The sequence below is a fragment of the Actinomadura sp. 3N407 genome (assembly GCF_052245875.1).
Lineage (GTDB): Bacteria > Actinomycetota > Actinomycetes > Streptosporangiales > Streptosporangiaceae > Spirillospora.
Window position 1 is genome coordinate 150,172 of the sequence record NZ_JBQQBP010000013.1, and the last position, 14,126, is coordinate 164,297.

The window sequence follows — 14,126 nt, forward strand, 5'->3', positions numbered from 1 at the left end:
AAATCTTCGGTGCTGGTTCAGGCCGCGTCCCGGTATGTAGCCTCAGGTTTCGATGAAGGGGTCGACGTACAAGAGGTGTAAATGCCGTGGCGCGGGTGGAAAGGAACTTGCGTCCCGCTGTCCGCAGCTGCGTCACGAGGACGGCACGTGGAATCCGCGGCACGTACCTGGTATTTCTATCTGGAGCTCGATCCTGGCCCGGGTGGCAAGCGCCGTCGGCTCCGCCGGGGCGGGCTCACCTCACAAGAGGACGCCGAGAACGCTCTGGAGGATCCGCGGTGCCGGGCATTGCGCGGCTTAAATCCGGGTGTGCGGTACACGGTCGGGCAATACCTGGATCAGTGGCTCGCCGACCACCGCGGCCTGCGCAGGAGTACCCGCAAATCCTACGGCGAGCACATCGAGTACTACCTCAAACCCCATCTGGGCCACATCGACCTGGATCAGCTATGAATTGCGCATCTGACGGAGATGTTCGCCGCGATCGAGGCCGACAACGAGCACATCTCCTGCGTGGCCGGGGAACGCCGACGATTGCATGCGGCTGCCCGGCAGGCATGGCGGTCTGGGGACAAGGCTGCCCACAGAGCCGCTCGCGCTGAACTCGCCGGGCTTCCGCCGCACCGCCGGACGGTCGGGGCAGCGACCCTGCAGCGGATCCGCGCGACGCTCCGGTCGGCTCTGGCGGATGCGGTACGGCAAGGCCTGACCGCAGTGAACGTGGCGAAGCTGACCAAGCTCCAAACGGGCAAGCGGCCCAAAGCACTGGTGTGGACCACCGAACGCGTCACCGCATGGCAGACCGCCTACGAGCGGGAACTGGCGGCAGAGCAGGAACGAGCCGGCGGCCGTGCAGTCAATGCGTTCAAGGTCTGGGTGTCGCTGCCGCGCCCTTCGCGGGTGATGGTGTGGACGCCCGAACAGATCGGGATCTTCCTCGATCATGCCGCAGACCACCCTCTGTATCCGCTGTTCCACCTGATGGCTTTCCGGGGGCTGCGACGCGGTGAGGCGTGGGCTCGCGTGGCCGGACCTGGACTTGGCCGCGGCATCGCTGACCGTCCGGGAGAACCGAGTGAGGATCACCCACCAGGAGATCGAGGACGGCCACCCAAAGACCGACGCCGGCGACGACACGATCCCACTCGACTCCGGCACCGTCACCGTGCTCCAAGCACACCGCCAGCGGCAGCAACAGGCCAGGGCCGAGTGGGGCCAGGCGCGGCAGGACTCGGGAAAGGTCTTCACCCGACAGGACGGCTCGGCACTGCATCCCGACCACGTGACCGACGCGTTCGCCCGGCTCGCCTACGGCGCCGGACTACCACCCATCCGCCTGCACGACCTTCGCCACGGCGCCGCGACGCTGATGCTCGCCGGTGGCCGCAGACATGAAGCTGGTCCAGGCGCTGCTGCGGCACTCCTCGCTCGCCATCACCGCCGACACCTACACCGGCGTCCTCCCAGAGGTCGCCCGCCAAGCCGCCGAAGCCGCTGCAGCACTGGTGCCAAGGAAGACCCCGACTCCGGAAGCCCGGCCTCCTGTCCTCCCGGCGTCCTCCCAAGACGAGGAGGAGTAGCCCCCCGCCGCGTGCACGCGAGGCGTATCCGCAAGCCACATAGGCGAATGCGTGCGTGGGTCGCGTGGGACTCGAACCCACAGCCTACGGATTAAAAGTCCGGAGCTCTGCCAATTGAGCTAGCGACCCGTCGTGCAAGGGTACCGAGATCGCTGGGGGGTTTGCGACGTGGTTATGGGGTGGGGGTCAGGTGGACGGGGAGGTGCTTCAGGCCGTTCTGGAAGTTGGAGGCCAGGCGGACGGGGGTGCCGGTGCGGGTGACGTGGTGGGGGAGGAGTTCGCGGAAGACGGCGCGCATCTGGGTGCGGGCGAGGTGGGCGCCCAGGCAGAAGTGGGGGCCGAAGCCGAAGCTGACGTGGTCGTTGGGGGTGCGGGTGATGTCGAAGCGGTCGGGGGAGGGGAAGACGGTCTCGTCGCGGTTGGCTGAGGCGTGGTAGACGACCACCTTGTCGCCGGCGTCGATGTCGTGGCCGGAGAGTTGCAGGGACGTTGTGGCGGTGCGGCGGAAGTCCATGACCGGGGGCCAGTAGCGGAGCATCTCCTCGACGGCGGACGGGAGGAGGGACGGGTCGGCGCGGAGGCGGGCCAGTTCGGACGGGTGGTCGAGGAGGGTGAGGAGGCCGCCGGGGATGCCGTTGCGGAGCGTCTCGTTTCCGGCGACGGCGAAGAGGAAGAACATGTTCTCGAACTCTTGGGTGGTGAGGCCGCCTTCGAGCATGCGGGACATGATGTCGCCGGACGGGTTGGCGCGCTTCTCGGCGGCCAGTGCGTGGGCGTAGGCGAACATGTCGGCCAGGGCCGTGTAGGAGCGGGGGTTGATGGGACGGCCGTCGGGGTGGGTGGAGGCGGTGGGGCGGTACTTCATGGCCTCTCGGGCCATGGGGCTCATTGAGGCGGCGTCGGCGGTGGAGAGGCCGGCGTACTCGTCGTCCTGGTAGCCGATGACGCGGGACGCCCAGTCGTAGAGGAGGCGGCGGTCGGAGTCGGGGACGCCCATGATGTGAGCGAGTGTCCAGACGGGGAGGTCGGCCGCGAGTTCGACGAAGTCGGTCTCCTCGTTGAGGGCCGAGGTTATGAGGGTGCGGGCCCGGGCGTTGATCGTCTCTTCCAGGGCGCGGACGGCGCGGGGGGTGAACGCGGCGGCGACGATGCGGCGTAGGCGGGAGTGGTCGGGCGGGTCCTGGTTGAGCATCATGGCGCGGACGAACGCGAGATCTTCGGGCGTGTCGGGGTCGCGGATCTGGGTGGCGCCGAGGTTCGAGGAGAACAGGTCCGGGGAGCGCAGGACGTGTTTGACGTCGGCGTGCCGGAAGACCGCCCAGTAGCCGGGGCCGGCGGGCCAGGGGCCGACGGCGGGTTCGGGTACCCAGGTGACGGGGGATTCGGCGCGCAGCTTCCGGAAGGTCTCGTAGGGGACCCCGGTCGTGTAGGTGGACGGTAGGAAGATCTCCTCGTGCATCCCCTCAGCGTGCATCATGTCGGGTGTGACGGTGAAGCCTGAAGAAATCCTGCGTGACAACTTTGCGCCCTGGGTGCTGGATCTGGGGCTGGTCGTTGAGGAGGTGGGGGACGGTACGGCGGTGTTGCGGCTGCCGTGGTCCGATCGGCTGGCCCGGGAGGGTGGGGCGTTGTCCGGGCAGGCGTTGATGGCGGCGGCGGATACGGCGGTGGTGATCGCTGTTTCGGGGGCGAAGGGCGCTTTCGTTCCGATGACGACGGTGCAGCTCAGCACTTCTTTCCAGCGGCCGGTGGTGGGACGCGATGTCCTGGTGCGGGTCGAGGTGACGAAGCTGGGGCGGACGCTGGCGTTCGCGGAGATCGACATGACGGCGGATTCGAAGACCGTCGCGCATGCGAGTGCCGTTTACGCGATCATCGGGTGATATGACGCGCGTTGAGAAGGTCGTTGTTCCGGACGGTGAGTTCAACCTGCACGTGTGGGCTCCGGAGGGCGGGGGGCCGGGGATCCTGCTCGTCCAGGAGATCTTCGGGGTCGGTGAGTACCTGGAGGCGGTCGCCGAGGATCTGGTGGCGCTCGGGTATGTCGTGGCGGCGCCCGACATGTTCTGGCGGATCGAGCCGGACTGGGCTGTCGTGCACAACGAGGAGGCGGTCCCGGCGGGGATGTCGATGGCGTCCCGGTTCGACTGGGAGAAGGGCGTGGAGGACGCGGCGGCGGCGCTGGCGGTCCTGAAGGGGCTGCCGGGCGTCGGGAAGGTCGGGGTCCTCGGCTTCTGCTTCGGTGGGACCGTCGCGTATCTGCTGGCCGCCAACGCCGAGGTCGATGCCCTGGTGTCGTTCTACGGGTCGGGTGTTCCGGGTGCCTTGGAGCAGATCGACGCCATTGGGGGGCCGGTGCAGTTCCACTTCGGTGGGGATGACCCGTACATCCCTCGGGAGGACGTCGCCAAGGTGGAGCGTGCGGTGGACGGACGGGACGGCATGGAGATCCACGTCCAGGAGGACGGCGGGCACGCGTTCCACAACCGGAAGGCGCCGATGTTCTACCAGCCGGAACCCGCGGAGCGGGCGTGGCGGCTCACCGTGGCCTTCCTCGCCCGAACCCTGTCATAGCGCCCAGGACGGAAGCGGTTCGCAGTCGGGCAGCCAGGCTGCGGGGGCGGTGCCGAGGATGCCGCCGACGATGGCGCAGGTGGTGTCGACGTCCCCGCCGGCGGCGGCCGTCGTCCAGAACGCCCGTTCGTAGTCGCGGAGGTGCCTTGCGGCGGCCCAGAGTGCGAACGGGACGGTGTCGTGCGCGGCCACCTGGCGTCCGTTGCCGAGCACGGCGGACGCCGTGGACGGGTCGCTGATGGTCAGAAGGTGGCGGGCCTCGGTGATGCCGGTGCGGACGGTGCCCGACGGGACGTGGCGGAGGATTTCGTCGATGAACTTGCCGGGCGGTGGTGTGGTGGGTGCCAGGGCTGCGGCGACGGCCACGGCGATCGCGCCCGCTACTGCCTCGGGGTGAGGGTGCGTTACCTCGGCGGAGAGCGCGGCTTGGCGGGCTGCTTCACCGGGGTCGTCCGCGAACCAGGCGCCGATGGGGGCGACGCGCATCGCGGCGCCGTTTCCCCATGAGCCGGTGCCGTCGAACGGTTCCCTGGCGAGAGTGCGCCAGTCGCCTCCTTCGCGGATGAGCCGCAGAAGACGTCCCGTGGACGGGCCGTAGCCGCGGTCGAAGTCGTGCCGTTCGGCGAAGCTCTCAGCAAGAGCGTCCTGGTCGATGGTGCCGTGCCGGGACAGGATGAGGTAGATGGACGCGGCCATCTCGGTGTCGTCCGTCCACTGCCACGGCCCAGGGGGAAGTGTCTGCGCTTCGAAGGCGGGACGGTTGGCAGGGACGAAGAACTGGGAGCCCAGAGCGTCCCCTAGGGCGAGACCCTGGAGTGAGGCGTACGCGGGGGTCGTCATGTGGTGGCGGGTTCCAAGGTGAGGCGGGACAGTTCCTTGCGGGACGAGATGCCGAGCTTCGGGTACGCCTTGTAGAGGTGGTATTCGACCGTCCGCGGGCTGAGGAAGAGCTGTGAGGCTATCTCGCGGCTGCTGGTGCCCTCGGCCGCCATGCGGACGACCTGAAGCTCCTGGGGCGTGAGGCGGTTGAGGAGGTCCGGGGCCGTGGGCACGGAGGGACCCGCCTCGCCGGTGGCCCGTAGTTCGGCGCGCGCGCGGTCCAGCCAGGGGTTCGCACGTAGGTGCTCAAAGATTTCGACTGCGGAACGAAGCAGGACACGTGCGTCGGAACGGCGGCGGGCCCGCCGCAGCCATTCGCCGTAGAGGAGCTCTGTGCGGGCCCGCTCGAAGGGCCGTGTCGACCGCTCGTGTAGCCGGACGGCCCGTGCGTACGGTTCCTCGCTATCGGTCAGCAGGGCTTCGCAGTGCAGGGCCACGGCGAGGGCCCACGTCTGCCTTCCCGCCTCGGCCCAGGCACGGAACCGTTCGAAGGGCGCGTGAGCGAGTTCGGGCTGCCCGGAACGCACGGCGGCCTCGACCTGGTCGGCGGCGGAGACCATGCTGCCCGTGCTGTGGCGGCGGGGACCGTGGGCGATCTCGTGGAGGCGGCGCAGCGCGTCGTCGTAGCGGCCGAGGCCGAGGTCGAGCAGCGCGAGGGCACTGTCGGCGAGCCCGCCGTGCGGCGGCGGGGCCCCGGTGACGACGAGCGGGGCGATCAGCTCGCGCAGCCTGGCCTCGTCGCCCTCGATCGCCGCGATCCGCGACAGGACGGCGCCGAGCCGTCCCTCCCGGTGGGGGCGGCCGGTGTCGCGGGCCAGCGCGATCGCCTCCGCGACGGTGGCCTCAGCGTCCGCGTGCCGGCCGGCCGCGATCTGCGTCTGCGCCAGCGTCTGCAGGATGTTCGGCAGCGCGCCGATCAGGCCGTGCCGCCGGGAATGCGCGACCTCGGCGGTCGCCAGCTCCAGCGCGGCCTCGTCCGCACCGATGATCAGCGCGAGCTGCGCGCCGCGCACACGGTCCCCCGCGCCGAGGACGTGACGTCCCGCACCGGTGGCGGAGTCTCCAAGGCCGCCATGGCCGGAGCCTTCCCCGTCGAGGACATGTCCGTCGGCGTTCAGGGCGTGCGTTCCGGCGCCGTGGACCTGCTGTCCTGTGCCGTTGCGGTGGCCGGCGGCGTCGCGGATCTCGGCGACCAGCCGGGTGAGGAGCGGGAGGCCCCGAGCGTGATCGCCGCCGGAGAGGAGGGCGAGACCGCGGATCATGCGGTCGTCCGGAAGCAGCTCGGCCGCCCGCAGCACGGCGGGCAGCTCCCCGGACGTCCACCCGTACACGGCGCCGGTCCGCAGCATCGCGGCGCGCTCGTCCGGCGCCGCGCCGGCGGCGTTGTCGACCATCATGCGGGACGCGGCGCGCGGGTCACCGCGCTCGTACTCGACGGCGGCGTGGACGCGGGCGAGCCGCGCCGGCGCGGCCGGGTCGGTGCTGAGCTTCTCCGCCTGGACGGCGAGGTCCTCGGCCTCGTCGAGCCGTCCCGCCTGAAGGATCAGGGACGCGGCGGCACCGAGCCGCTCGGCGCGCATGCCCGGGGCGGGCGTCAGGTCCGCCGCGTGGCGGTACAGCGCCGCGGCCGTCGCGTACGCGATGCGGCGGTGGGCGCGCTCCGCCGCCTCCTGCAGGTCGGCGGCGACGTCCTCGTCCGGCGCCATCGCCGCGGATGCGCGGTGGCGGGCGCGGCAGTCCGGGTCGTCGGCGGTGTCGGCGAGCGCCTGGTGGACGGCGATGCGCCGCGCGGCGACCGCGCCGTGGTACGAGGCCGCCCTGATCAGCGGGTGGCGGAACGAGATACTGCGCCCGGTGACCTTCACCAGCCGGGCGCGTTCGGCCTCCTCCAGGTCGGCGAGACCCACGCCCATGCTGTGTGCCGCGTTCAGCTGCGTCGGCATGTGCCCGCGCCCCTCCGCCGCCGCGATCAGCAGCACCAGCCGGGTGCTCTCCGGCAGGCGGCCGATCTGGGCGCGGAACGAGGCGAGCACCCGGTCGGCGACGGGCAGCGGGTCGGGGCCGTCCATGAGGCGGGTCCCGGCGGCGCCCAGCTCCTGCAGGGCGAGGGGGTTGCCGGCCGCCTCCCTGACCACCCGGGCGCGGCCGGTGGGCGTCAGATCGCGCGCCGCGAGGAGCCGTTCCGCGTCGCCGTCCGCCAGCCTTTCGAGGCGCAGCTCGGGCAGGCCGGTACCGGCGAACGTGTCGTCCCGCGAGGCGAAGAGCATCACCACCCCTTCGGCCGCGAGCCGCCGCGCCGCGAACAGCAGCGCCTCGACGGTCGCCGTGTCGAGCCACTGCGCGTCGTCCACCAGGACCAGCACGGGGCCGTTCTCGCCGGCGAGGTCGGCAAGGTCGGCGAGCAGCGTCAGGACGGCGAGGCCGGTCGTGAAGCGGTCCTGCCCCGGCTCCGCGGACACGGCGTCCCGTCCGCCGAGGGCGGTGCGCAGCGCGGCGGCCTGCGGGGGCGGGAGGGCGTCCAGCCGGTCCCGGACAGGCCACAGCAGCTGGTTGAGGCCCGCGTAGGCGATGTCGGACTCCGCCTCGATGCCGGTGACCCGCAGGACATGCGGAGGCCCGTCCACCGGGAGCAGCCTGGCCGCCTCGGTGAGCAGCGCCGATTTGCCGATGCCGGCCTCCCCGCGAAGGAGGAGCACGCCGCTGCGGCCGTGCTCGCGTGCCTCCGTGAGCACCGAGGAGATTCGCGCCTGTTCGTCGTTCCGCCCGTAAAGCACGAGTCCAAACTACGGGCCGAACTACCGAAGTCATACGGATTCGCCCCGTAGCGGACGGCCCGTACGTTCTTGACCAGCGAGAACGTACTAGGAGGACGTCATGCAGGAACTTTTCGAGCCACTGTCCGCAGGGAAGCTGGAGCTGCCCAACCGCCTCGTGATGGCGCCGATGACCCGCAGCCGGGCCACCGAGGACGGCACCGTTACCGAGCTGACCGCCGAGTACTACCGGCAGCGCGCCGGCGCCGGGCTGATCATCACCGAGGGCACGCAGCCGAGCGTCCGGGGCCAGGGGTACATCCTCACGCCGGGGCTGCACTCCGGCGACCAGGTGGCGGCATGGCGGACGGTGACCGACGCCGTCCACGCCGAGGGCGGACGGATCTTCGCCCAGCTGATGCACGCGGGCCGCGTCGGCCATCCCGTCCTGTACCCGGACGGCGGGCTGCCGCTCGGGCCTTCGCCGATCCCGTCCGGCGAGCAGCTGTTCACCCCGGACGGGATGCTCGACCATCCCGAGCCCCGTGAGATGACGCTGGACGACATCGCACAGGCCGTCGACGAGTTCACCGCGGCGGCGCGCAACGCCGTCGACGCCGGGTTCGACGGGGTGGAACTGCACGGCGCGAACGGCTACCTGATCCAGCAGTTCCTCGCCGACGGCTCCAACACGCGGACCGACGCGTACGGCGGGACGGTCGAGAACCGCATCAGGTTCGCCGTCGAGGTCGCGCGGGCGGTGTCCGACGCGATCGGACCCGACCGGGTGGGTTTCCGCGTGTCGCCGGGCGGCACCGCGAACGGCGTCCACGAGACCGACACCCCCGAGCTGTACTCGGCGCTGGTCGAGGCCCTCGCGCCGTACGGCCTCGCCTACCTGCACGTCATGGAGCTGGGCGACCGGGCCACGACCCGGCGGATCCGTGCCGAGTGGCCGGGGGCACTGATCCTCAACCCGCACCCGACGCCGCAGTCGTTCCCGTCGAAGCCGGAACACGGCGCGGAGGCGCTGCGGGACGGCGTGGCCGACGCGATCGCGCTCGCCGAGATGTGGCTGGCCAACCCGGACCTGCCCGCCCGCATCAAGGCCGGCGGCCCCTACAACGAGGCCGACCAAGCGACCTTCTACGGCGGCGACCACCGCGGCTACACCGACTACCCGACCCTCACGTAACACCAAGCCGCTCCTCACCCTCCTTTGGCGACCCGGACACCATCACCCCGCCACCACAACGCACCCTCCCCCCGGCCCCCAGCCCAGACCCCAACCCGAAACCAGCCCAGCCCAGACCCCAAGCCGACCCCCAAGCCAGGCCCACGTCAGCAGACCGAGGGCCACCCCGGCAGGTCACCCCAGACCAGGCCCCCAGACCGGCCCCAGACCAGGGGCCGGGCAGTGGCGAGGCCAGGGGCGAGGGCCGGGGGTTCGGCCCCGGGCCGGGTCAGTGGCCGGGGTGGGATCTGGGCTAAGGGCCAGATCAGGGGATCGGGCCGGGGGCCGGGTCAGTGGCCGGGCCGGAACCCGTGCGGGACCTGGGGCGGGGCCAGGGTGGGGGCCGGGTCAGAGGCCGGGGCGGACGCCGCCGTTGAAGTTTCGCTTGTAGTAGCCGTTCAGCTTGATCTTCTTGACCCGCGAGCGCGAGTTGGGCGCGTGGATCATGTAGCCGTGCCCGGCGTAGATGCCCACGTGGGACCGGCCGCTGTAAAAGAACAGCAGGTCGCCCTTGACGGCTCCCTTCCAGGAGACCTTCTTCTTGACGGCGCGGTAGATCTGCTGGCTGGTGCGGGGGAGCTTTACTCCGGCCTTGCGCCAGGCGCCTCCGACGAGGCCCGAGCAGTCCCATGAGCCCGGACCCGTCCCGCCGTAGCGGTACGGATCGCCGATCTGCTTCGAGGCGTACTTCACGGCGTAGGCCGCGCGCTTCTTCTGCTTGGCGGCCCGGGATGTGGAGGCCTTGGTGACCGGCGTGGCCGTCAGGGTGGCGGTCTGAGGTGGTGTCGCCCTGTTGGTGGTCGTGAGGGTGGCGTTGTGTGGGGGTGCTGCCTCTGCGGGGGTTGCCGTGAGGAGTGACGCTCCCAGTGCCGCGGCCGTGGTGAGGGCGAGGCCGCCAGTGGTGAATCCGGTCTTCGGGGTGAATCGGGGGGTATGCAGAATGACTCCAGACCTCGCGGTTGATGCCTACCGGGCAGCCGTCATCCACGGGGTGTTCACCATGGATTCGGGGTGCTGCGGCCGTGCGGCTCCAGAGCGTCATCGAGGGGGACGCAGGAGAATCACGGCCACTTCCGGTTCCGTGCCTCTCGACTGCACGGATTCGGCGACCGACGGCGGCTTTCCGGGTGGGGTCCAGGGGACGGCCCCGGAGGGCTCGTGCTGGCCGTGCACAGGTGGCCAGGCACGTCGCGGCCGCTCGTCGGAGTGCGTGTTCTGTTATCTGGGCGGCCTTTTGTGCCGCATGAACCGAGCAGGAACGTAGGCGGACTCGGGCGAACAAGGCAAATCTCCCTCGGCATTTCCGTGTCGGCAGGCACTGGCAAGGGGGACGGGGTCCCCGCGATGGCCTGCGCCGATTCCAACCCCATTCCGGGATGTGTGAGACGCGTCACTAATCCCGAATGAAGATCGACGTCCATGCTCGCGCTCTAGGCGAAGACGGGTAAGTGGAACGGCGTTCTGTGGAAAACCCGGCCGCCGGGGGTGTGCATTTGTGGGGTCGATCACAGATCGCTAAATACCGCCAATGCCCGGCTATTTCAGGCGCATCCCGGCCGTCCTCCGGCGTGGGACGCCTGGTGGAGCGGTTGGGCTGGATAGCCGGATTCGGTCAGGTCGGGGGTTGACGGGGAGGCCTGAGAGACCTGTAGTCCGAAGGAGGTTCATGTCCGGTCTCCGGAGGGAGCCCCGTGTTCGGCAGGCCCGGCAGAGCGCGTAGCGTGCGTCTCCTATCAGCCCTCACCCTGTCGGTGGCGCTTGCGATGGTCACCGCATCCCCCGCGACCGCCCAGGATGAGCCGACGACCGCCAAGTTCCCGCCCGGCTTCCTCTGGGGTGTGTCCACATCCGGGTTCCAGAGCGAGGGGTCCTTTCCAGACAGCAACTGGACGAGGTATGCGGAACAGGGGGCGTACGGGGTCGAGCACCCGTACGGCGACTCCGTCGACTTCCGGCATCGCTACCCCAGTGACCTGAAGCTCGCCAAGGGCCTCGGCATGGACGTCTTCCGCACGTCCATCGAGTGGTCGCGGATCGAGCCGCGCCGGGGGCACCGTGACCCGGACGCGATCACCTACTACGACGACCTCATCCGCCAGATCAAGGCGAACGGGATGCGGCCGATGCTCACGCTCGACCACTGGGTGTACCCGGGATGGGTGGCCGACCAGGGCGCCTGGGACAACCCGCGCACCCGAGATGACTGGCTGCGCAACGCCGAGTTCGTCGTCAACCGCTACAAGAACCAGGGCGTCATCTGGATCACGTTCAACGAGGCCAGCGCCTACATCTACAAGGAACTGACGACCCGTCCGATGAACATCGGGCAGATGCTGATGATGCGCGACGCCCTCATCAAGACGCACCGCGCCGCCTACGACATGATTCACAGAATCGATCCGGCCGCCATGGTGTCGAGCAACGTCGCGTACGGGACGCTCATCAACGGCATCTTCGACGCGGCCCTGTTCAACGACGTCACCGACAAGCTCGACTTCATCGGTATCGACTACTACTACGGCGCGAACCTGGAGAACTTCAGCGCCGTGTACGCCCTCACCGGCGAGTTCTGGAAGATCGACCCGGAGCCGGAGGGGCTGTACTACGTCCTCAAGAACTACCAGCGCCGGCTACCGCACCTGCCCGTCTACATCGTCGAACACGGCATGCCGACCGACAACGGCAAGCCGCGCCCGGACGGCTATACGCGCACCGACCATCTGCGTGACCACCTCTACTGGGTCCAGCGGGCCATGGCCGAGGGCGTGAAGATGATGGGCTACAACTACTGGAGCCTCACGGACAACTACGAGTGGGGCAGCTACCGGTCACGGTTCGGCCTGTACACGGTGGACGTGCTGACCGACCCGTCCCTGAAGCGCCGCCCGACCGACGCCGTCCCGACCTACCGGTCGATCATCGCGAACCGGGGGGTTCCGTCCGGGTATGTGCCGGTACGCGAGCCGGGCTGGTGCTCGATCGAAGACCCCATCGCCACCTGTTTCGGCACGACACCGACACCGCCCGCCGAATACCGCGTCCCGGGATGACGGACGACGCATGACCTGCGCGTCCCCGGGTACCGCCACCGCGACCGTTATTGACCAGGGGATCGCGTGGGAGATGTGCGGACGGAACCCAAGCTCATGGGCCGCGGGTCCGGCAGCGCGGGCCCGGGCCCCGGCTCGGGCGGCGCGGCGGACGGCCTGCTGCTGAGCCTGAAGCGCGCCGCCGCCGCGCTCCGGGACGCCGGGATCGGGTACGCGCTCGCGGGCGGGTTCGCCGCGTACGCGCACGGCGCGGCCGTGTCGACGCACGACGTCGACTTCGTGGTGCGCGAGCGGGACGTCCAGCCGGCGCTGGACGCGCTCGCCGCCGCGGGCATGACGCATCTGGAGAGCCCGGAGAACTGGCTGGAGAAGGCCTGCGACGGTGAGTACCTCATCGACCTGATCCACAACCCGTCGGGGCGTCCCGTGGACGGGGAACTGCTCGGGCGGGCCGAGGAGATGACGGTCGGGGCGGTGTTCATGCCGGTCCTGCCAGCGACCGACCTGATGATCATGAGGCTGCTGGCGTTCACCGAGACCGCCTGCGACTTCAGCGGGTTCCTGCACGTGAGCCGGGCGCTGCGGGAGCAGGTGGACTGGCGGCTGGTCGCCGCAGAGACGGCGCGATCCCCGTACGCCTACGCCTTCCTGACACTGCTCGCCCGGCTCGGCGTCATCGAGGAGGACGTCCTGTGACCGATCCGACTTCCGAGCCGACCGGCTCGACCGATCCGACCGATCCGACGGACCCGATCGGCGCGTCCGGTTCGATCGGCGCGTCCGGTTCGATCGGCCCGATCGGCCCGATCGGCCCGATCGGCCCGACCGGCCCGACCGGCCCGACCGGCCCGACCGGCCCGACCGGCCCGACCGGTTCGACCGGCCTGATCGGTCGTGTCGTTACTGGTCGTCCTATGACTGAGCGTGTTGGGAACGGGCGTGCTGCGGTCGGGTGTGTTGTGACTGAGCGTGCCGTGGGTTGGGGCTTGCTGTGACCGAGAGGAGGCGGCGGTGACCGGAAGGGACCGTGGCGTGGGTGATCTGCCCGGATATCTGTCCGCGCACATTCAGGAGAGGCTCGCGAACGAGGCGTATGAGCTGGGCATCCGTGTCGACATTCGCGGCGACGTGGTGCATCTGCGCGGTGAGGTGGTGAGCGAGGAGCGGCGGCGGGACGTGGAGGAGGCCGCCCGCGCCGTCGCGGAAGGCCGCGAGATCTGCAACGAGGTGCATGTCGTCGCGGTCGCCGCGCCGGAGGGGGAGGAGAGGCTTTCATGATCCGTGTGGCTGCGGCGGGGGACCTGCACGTCGGGCCCGAGGTCGCCGGGACGTATCGGCGGCACCTGTCCGCGCTGGCCGACCAGGCGGACGTGTTCCTGGTGGCCGGCGACCTGACCAGGCACGGGACGGTCGAGGAGGGCCGGGCCGCGGCGGGTGAGCTGCGCGACGCGGGGGTCCCGGTGGTCGCGGTCCTCGGCAACCACGACTACCACTCCGACGCCGAGGAGGAGATCACGGACATCCTGCGCGACGCCGGCGTGACCGTGCTGGAGGGAGACGGGACGGTCCTGGACTGCGGCGGGACGAGGCTCGGCATCGCGGGCGGCAAGGGGTTCGGCGGCGGGTTCGAGGGCAAGTGCGCCAGCGACTTCGGCGAACCGGAGATGAAGGCGTTCGTCGCGCACACGAAGGACTTCGCCGGACGGCTGAGCACGGCGCTCCTGGGCCTGGACGCGGACGTGGTCATCAGCCTGACGCACTACTCGCCCGCCGAGGACACCCTTCAGGGGGAGCCGCCGGAGATCTACCCCTTCCTCGGCAGCTACCTGCTGGGCGAGGCGATCGACTCGGCCGGTGCCGACCTCGCCGTGCACGGCCACGCGCACAAGGGCACGGAGAAGGGCCTCACTCAGGGCGGGGTGCGGGTGCGGAACGTCGCCCTGCCCGTACTGCAGCACGCGTACGCGCTGTACCGCCTGGACACAGCGGAAGTGGCCGGACGGCACCGCGTCGAGGAGAGCGTCTCCGCGTGGTGAGGGCGCATGCTTCCTCTGGG

General features: G+C 70.3%; 14 protein-coding genes, 1 tRNA gene and 1 pseudogene. 11 read left to right on the forward strand and 5 right to left on the reverse strand.

Annotated elements, in window-relative coordinates:
* Positions 1-147 precede the first annotated feature (147 nt).
* From ACTWPP_RS29815 to ACTWPP_RS29825, 3 genes and pseudogenes are all read left to right on the forward strand, one after another.
* On the forward strand, positions 148-453 hold the full coding sequence (locus ACTWPP_RS29815) for a hypothetical protein (protein ID WP_443107693.1): 306 nt from the start codon (positions 148-150) through the stop codon (positions 451-453).
* A 553-nt stretch (positions 454-1,006) separates the two neighbouring features.
* Positions 1,007-1,372, forward strand: a pseudogene (locus ACTWPP_RS29820) (tyrosine-type recombinase/integrase); the annotation flags it as partial.
* A 19-nt stretch (positions 1,373-1,391) separates the two neighbouring features.
* Positions 1,392-1,580 (forward strand): hypothetical protein, encoded by a 189-nt coding sequence (locus tag ACTWPP_RS29825; RefSeq protein WP_443107694.1) that lies wholly within the window; start codon positions 1,392-1,394, stop codon positions 1,578-1,580.
* Between the two features lie 56 nt (positions 1,581-1,636).
* Here the strand turns inward: ACTWPP_RS29825 and ACTWPP_RS29830 are convergent.
* Positions 1,637-1,709 (reverse strand) — tRNA-Lys (locus tag ACTWPP_RS29830).
* A gap of 43 nt (positions 1,710-1,752) precedes the next feature.
* Positions 1,753-3,039: a cytochrome P450 gene (locus ACTWPP_RS29835; protein WP_443107695.1), complete on the reverse strand. Its 1,287-nt coding sequence runs from the start codon at positions 3,037-3,039 to the stop codon at positions 1,753-1,755.
* A gap of 25 nt (positions 3,040-3,064) precedes the next feature.
* On the opposite strand from ACTWPP_RS29835, the gene ACTWPP_RS29840 reads away from it, so the two are divergent.
* Positions 3,065-3,463 (forward strand): PaaI family thioesterase, encoded by a 399-nt coding sequence (locus ACTWPP_RS29840; protein WP_443107696.1) that lies wholly within the window; start codon positions 3,065-3,067, stop codon positions 3,461-3,463.
* 1 nt (position 3,464) lies between these two features.
* Positions 3,465-4,154: a dienelactone hydrolase family protein gene (locus ACTWPP_RS29845; protein ID WP_443107697.1), complete on the forward strand. Its 690-nt coding sequence runs from the start codon at positions 3,465-3,467 to the stop codon at positions 4,152-4,154.
* Here ACTWPP_RS29845 and ACTWPP_RS29850 read toward each other — a convergent pair.
* Together ACTWPP_RS29850 and ACTWPP_RS29855 are read right to left on the reverse strand one after the other, a co-directional pair.
* On the reverse strand, positions 4,149-4,994 hold the full coding sequence (locus ACTWPP_RS29850) for an ADP-ribosylglycohydrolase family protein (protein WP_443107698.1): 846 nt from the start codon (positions 4,992-4,994) through the stop codon (positions 4,149-4,151). The two genes, ACTWPP_RS29845 and ACTWPP_RS29850, sit on opposite strands and share 6 nt — an antisense overlap.
* A complete protein-coding gene (locus tag ACTWPP_RS29855) occupies positions 4,991-7,807 on the reverse strand; it encodes a helix-turn-helix transcriptional regulator (protein ID WP_443107699.1) in 2,817 nt (938 codons plus the stop codon). The genes ACTWPP_RS29850 and ACTWPP_RS29855 overlap by 4 nt, the downstream gene beginning before the upstream one ends.
* A gap of 100 nt (positions 7,808-7,907) precedes the next feature.
* On the opposite strand from ACTWPP_RS29855, the gene ACTWPP_RS29860 reads away from it, so the two are divergent.
* Positions 7,908-8,981, forward strand: a complete 1,074-nt coding sequence (locus tag ACTWPP_RS29860; protein WP_443107700.1) for an alkene reductase — start codon at positions 7,908-7,910, stop codon at positions 8,979-8,981.
* Between the two features lie 387 nt (positions 8,982-9,368).
* Here ACTWPP_RS29860 and ACTWPP_RS29865 read toward each other — a convergent pair whose 3' ends face one another.
* Entirely contained in the window at positions 9,369-9,713 is a 345-nt protein-coding gene (locus tag ACTWPP_RS29865) for a C40 family peptidase (RefSeq protein ID WP_443107701.1), read from the reverse strand.
* Positions 9,714-10,741: 1,028 nt separating this feature from the next.
* Between ACTWPP_RS29865 and ACTWPP_RS29870 the strand changes: the two genes are divergently transcribed.
* The 5 genes from ACTWPP_RS29870 (at position 10,742) to ACTWPP_RS29890 (ending at position 14,106) form a co-directional block, all read left to right on the forward strand.
* Complete coding sequence (locus tag ACTWPP_RS29870; protein WP_443107702.1) at positions 10,742-12,070, forward strand: glycoside hydrolase family 1 protein; 1,329 nt, start codon at positions 10,742-10,744, stop codon at positions 12,068-12,070.
* A gap of 66 nt (positions 12,071-12,136) precedes the next feature.
* Positions 12,137-12,766: a nucleotidyltransferase gene (locus ACTWPP_RS29875; protein WP_443107703.1), complete on the forward strand. Its 630-nt coding sequence runs from the start codon at positions 12,137-12,139 to the stop codon at positions 12,764-12,766.
* Positions 12,763-13,065, forward strand: coding sequence for a hypothetical protein (locus tag ACTWPP_RS29880; RefSeq protein WP_443107704.1), 303 nt, complete (start codon positions 12,763-12,765; stop codon positions 13,063-13,065). Before ACTWPP_RS29875 ends, ACTWPP_RS29880 begins: the two co-directional genes overlap by 4 nt.
* Before the next feature lie 16 nt (positions 13,066-13,081).
* On the forward strand, positions 13,082-13,348 hold the full coding sequence (locus tag ACTWPP_RS29885; protein WP_443107705.1) for a BON domain-containing protein: 267 nt from the start codon (positions 13,082-13,084) through the stop codon (positions 13,346-13,348).
* A complete protein-coding gene (locus tag ACTWPP_RS29890) occupies positions 13,345-14,106 on the forward strand; it encodes a metallophosphoesterase family protein (RefSeq protein WP_443107706.1) in 762 nt (253 codons plus the stop codon). The genes ACTWPP_RS29885 and ACTWPP_RS29890 overlap by 4 nt, the downstream gene beginning before the upstream one ends.
* Positions 14,107-14,126: the final 20 nt, after the last annotated feature.